General features: G+C 72.1%; 3 protein-coding genes. 2 read left to right on the top strand and 1 reads right to left on the bottom strand.

The window, feature by feature from the left end; translation table 11 throughout:
* Window positions 1–1,818 precede the first annotated feature (1,818 nt).
* Together AB0O07_RS35975 and AB0O07_RS35970 are read left to right on the top strand one after the other, a co-directional pair.
* Entirely contained in the window at window positions 1,819–2,856 is a 1,038-nt protein-coding gene (locus AB0O07_RS35975; protein ID WP_365641796.1) for a helix-turn-helix transcriptional regulator, read from the top strand.
* Complete coding sequence (locus tag AB0O07_RS35970; protein WP_365641794.1) at window positions 2,853–3,449, top strand: hypothetical protein; 597 nt, start codon at window positions 2,853–2,855, stop codon at window positions 3,447–3,449. Before AB0O07_RS35975 ends, AB0O07_RS35970 begins: the two co-directional genes overlap by 4 nt.
* A gap of 331 nt (window positions 3,450–3,780) precedes the next feature.
* Here the strand turns inward: AB0O07_RS35970 and AB0O07_RS35965 are convergent, their stop codons facing one another.
* Window positions 3,781–3,966 carry a hypothetical protein gene (locus AB0O07_RS35965; RefSeq protein ID WP_365641792.1) on the bottom strand — a complete coding sequence of 62 codons (186 nt, stop codon included), beginning with the start codon at window positions 3,964–3,966 and terminating at the stop codon, window positions 3,781–3,783.
* Window positions 3,967–4,048: the final 82 nt, after the last annotated feature.

The raw sequence follows: 4,048 nt of genomic DNA, 5'->3' as shown, positions 1-4,048 counted from the left end.
CCTTCATCAGCGGGGACCAGGTCGTGGAGAGCGAGTTGGTCAGCGGCTGGAGGGTCGGGGCCGGGTCGACGCGCCTGTACGGTACGCAGTCTTCATGGCCGGCTCCGGTTCTTTGTCCCGGGCGTCCTGTTCACCGTCGAGTATGCCGGGCGCGGGGTGATCGGGGTGACCTGTGACGGGTGCGCCGGGATCGTCTTCGACCCGGCGACGCGGGTCGGGGTGGTGTGGGGTTTCGCCGGGCACGGTGTCACCGTGACGCGGCTCGCTGTCCGTACCCTCCTGGACCGGGCCCGCGGCCGGGACACCGGGCTGGCCCGGCTGCCGTGGAACGGCCACGACTGCGGCGGCTGGGAGCCCGAACCGCTGCGCTGGCTCGGCGTCCACACCGTGTGCCGGCTGTTCGGCGGGGGCTGTTCGGTGTGGTGGCGGGGGTTGTGCCGTTGTTGTCCGTGGTGGTTGTCGTGGTGTTGGACGCGATCATGCGGGGCCTGGAGGGCGGTTTCGGTCCTGCGCTCGTCGAGCCGTGCCGTGCCGTTTTCCGGCCGTTGAGCGGGTTCCTGTTTTTCTGTGTGGTCGGTGGCTGCTGGAATGTCTCCGAAGCAGGCTGGGCCGGCTGGAGGTCCGTGCCGCCCGGGGTGCCCCGTTCGTCGGCCGTACGTCACACCGGTCACACCGGTCACGCCCGTCGTCCCTGTCGCGTCTGTCGTGTGCAGGGGTACGCGGAAGCGCCGGGGCGGCAATGGTCGGGGTGTCGGCGCGGCCGATGGCGTTGCCCGGGATGGCCTCCAGCGGCCATGTGCGGGCGGGGCGGCCGGCTGTGTTCGGCGGCGTGTGCGGGTCTCGCTGGACACGGTGGCGCGGTTCGTCCGGCGGGCGCGGTTCGTGCGTCCTTGGACGTGTCCGGGTGTGTGGCGTGGGTTCCGGGCCGGCGTGTTCGCCCGGAGCGTGCCCCGGATGCGTGGGGGTGCCGGCCGGTCGTCCTGCGGTCCGTCCGGCGGTCCGGGGTCCGTGCCCGGGATGCCGGCCGGTGGCCGGTGGCCGGTGGTTGGTGGGGGCAGGGGGTCGGGATGGGGGGTGCGGGGGTGGCGGGGTGCGGGTGGCGGGTCGGGTTGCGATCGTTCGGGGCTGTTTTTGCACGCGGTTGCGCGTGTCTGGAGCGGAGTTGACAGGTATTAGCGTTCGGGAATGTCGGTAACCGCAATCTGCTTATTAACGGACAGTAGCGGTGGATGGCCGGTGGGTGAAGCGCTAGCGTCGTCACCCAGTCGGCCCGGCGAGAGGGGCCGACCGAGACCGGCCCTGTCGCGGGGCCACCACACCAGAGCCGGACTCGTTCGTATGCCACACCCCGAAGACTCAAGGAGAACTGTGTCCTTTGACTCTTGCCCCGTACCTCCCGAGGGCGGTCCGGCGGAGCGTTCCGACGTTAGCATCCCTCCGGCACGGGAGACCGAAACCCATGAGCTGCGTGACAGACTGGTCAGTTGCCCGGCAGGGCTGCTGATCGTCGCGCCGGTTGCCGGTGTTGTCCTGATCCTGCGCCCCGAGACGGCGGAAGTGGTTCTGGGGGCCGTGGCCCTCGCGCTGACCGCGCTGGGCACGTCCCGGCCCCGTCACCAGCGGCGTCGCTGGAACTAGCGCCGAAGGCGCCGGGGGTGTGCGGTTCGCGTGCCCCCGGCGTATCCCGGTGCGCCGCTTCGCCGTCCGCCGCGCCGCGGGCGGCTCCCAGGGGCCCGTGTCCCCGTCTCGCCGGTCCGGAAGTTGCCGTTTCCCGGACCGGATTCTCAGAAGTAAACATGAGTGCGAAGGATCGTCCGTATGACCCCGAAGGGCCCTGCCGGGACCTTTTGCATCGGTCCGGGATGCAGTGTCACGTTCACGCGGAAGTCCGGGGCGGGACGCCCCCGTCTCTACTGTTCGGACGCCTGCGGAGCCCGTTACCGGAAAGCCAATCCCCAGGCCGACAACACCGAGGACGCCGTCGGCGCGGCGCGCGCGGCCGGGGACCTGGCCGATCTCGCCCGGCGTCTTCTCGAAGCGAGTGAGCGCGGCGACGCCCCGCGCGCGCTGGCCCTTTTCTGTGAGTGTGATCAGGCACTCAAGGAGACCCGGAAAGCCCTTGTCGTCCTGGGCCGCAGCAGCAAGATGAAAACCTCCGAGATCGCCGCCGTCCTGCACGTGAGCGTGGACAGTGTGAACCGTATGGCCACGACCTACGTCAACCGCGAGCGCCCGGCCCCGCCCCGTGTCCCGGTCCCGCGGATCCGGCACCCCGAAGTCGCCTCGCCCCGTCCGCGTCGTCCTGCCGGCGGCACCGGCGGCATGGACGGCAGCGCTCCCGGACAGGGCCCCGCCGCCATCCTCACCAGCGCTCTGTCCCACCTCCAGCGCATCAGCGGCAAGACGCACAAGACGCTCGCCCTCGACGCCCGGGTCGATCCCTCCTACATCTCCCGGATCCTCAGCGGCGAGCGGATGCCTTCGTGGAAGGTCACCCGCTGCATGACTCTGTCCTGCGGGGGAGACCCCGCCGAACTGCGCCCCCTGTGGGATGCCGCGCGCGGCTACCGGGTCGCCAGACCCTCCACCCTGCACGCCGCCCTGCGCGGTCTTCACCTGGCCGCCGCGCAGCCCACCGTGGACCACCTCCACACCCGCACCCGTCTGCCCGCCGCCGACATCACGGCCGCGCTCCACGGCGGCCGCCTGCCGGACTGGCCCACCGTCAAGGGTCTGGTCACCGCGCTCCACGGCCAGCCCGAGTCCATCCGCCCCCTGTGGGACGCCGCCCAGGCCGCCGCCCCCGGCCACCTGGCCCTGACCACCTGCACCATCCAGACCGGAGCGTTCGGATGACCACCACCATCACCCCGCCCCCGGCATCTCCCTGCCCGCCCCCGGCACCCTCCTGCCCGCCCCCGGCACCCTCTTGCCCGCTACTGGCATCTCCCTGCCCGCCCCCGCGCCCGCGCCCGTTCACCGCAACTGGCCCGGACATCACCCTGCCCGCCGAATTCCGGGCCTTCCACGCCCTGCACCACCACGCCTACCTCTCCTACGCCACCGCCCACACCCCCGCCCACACTCCCGCCCTCGCCGCCGACCTCGTGCGCGATGTGTTCGGCCACCTCGCCGTCCACTGGTCCGCTCTCCTGAGGAGCTCCAACCCCACCGCCACCGCCTGGGACCACGTCGCCGCCCACATCGCCCGCCGCACCCCACGCCTCCTCCTGCGCACCACGTCCCCGCTCCAGTACCAGCTGACGGTCCTGCACCACCTGGCCGGCCTGTCCGTCACCGCCGCCGCCGAGACCACCGGCCGTGAACACGCCACGGTGCGCTGCCTGCTCCAAGCCCCCCACCACCGCCCGCCCGCAGGCCGCCCTCGACCCGTCTTCGATCCGCCGTGTACGTTCCCGGCGGGGGCCTTTGCTCAGGGAACCGCGTGAGCGGGTCCGGCCCCCCCGGCGCTGTTCTGTGCCGAGGTCCCCGGCACCTTTCCGGGCACCGGGGAAGCCCGGGCCGAGGGGAAGCCCGGGCCGAGAGGGGGCCCGGGGCGAGAGGGGCCCGGGCCGAGGGGGAGCCGGACGCCGCGGATCCGGCCGCAAAACGGCGGGGACGGTGGCCGACCCTGGAAACGACGGCGCGCGATCGCCGCCGGTGATGTGCCGGGAGCAGGTGGCCGGGTCTGCCGGCCCCGAGAACTCCCGGACGGTCGTGACCGGTTGCGGACAGGTGGGCCTGTGCCCCCCATGGCACCGTCACCGTGGCTGTGCCCGCTTACAGCCCGGCCGTGATGTACGTGATGTACCGGACTGTGTCCAGGGTGGGGTCATGCCCGCCACAACGCCCGCCCCGCCGCTGTTCGTTGATCCCGCCGCGCCGGGCGGCGACCCGTACTCCCCGTACGCCCGGCTCCGTGAGGCCGGGCCCGTCCACCGGATCACGGGGGCTGATGGTCTGCATGAGGACGTCAGCGGAGAGTCGTCACCTGGATGTCAGTGGTATAGCCCGAGTGACCTGCTAGTTCTCACTGTCGGGTGGTGAC

The sequence above is a fragment of the Streptomyces sp. NPDC093085 genome (genome assembly GCF_040683935.1).
Lineage (GTDB): Bacteria > Actinomycetota > Actinomycetes > Streptomycetales > Streptomycetaceae > Streptomyces.
The sequence above is the reverse complement of the archived record's forward strand: the minus strand, read 5'-3'. Positions and strand labels throughout refer to the sequence as shown.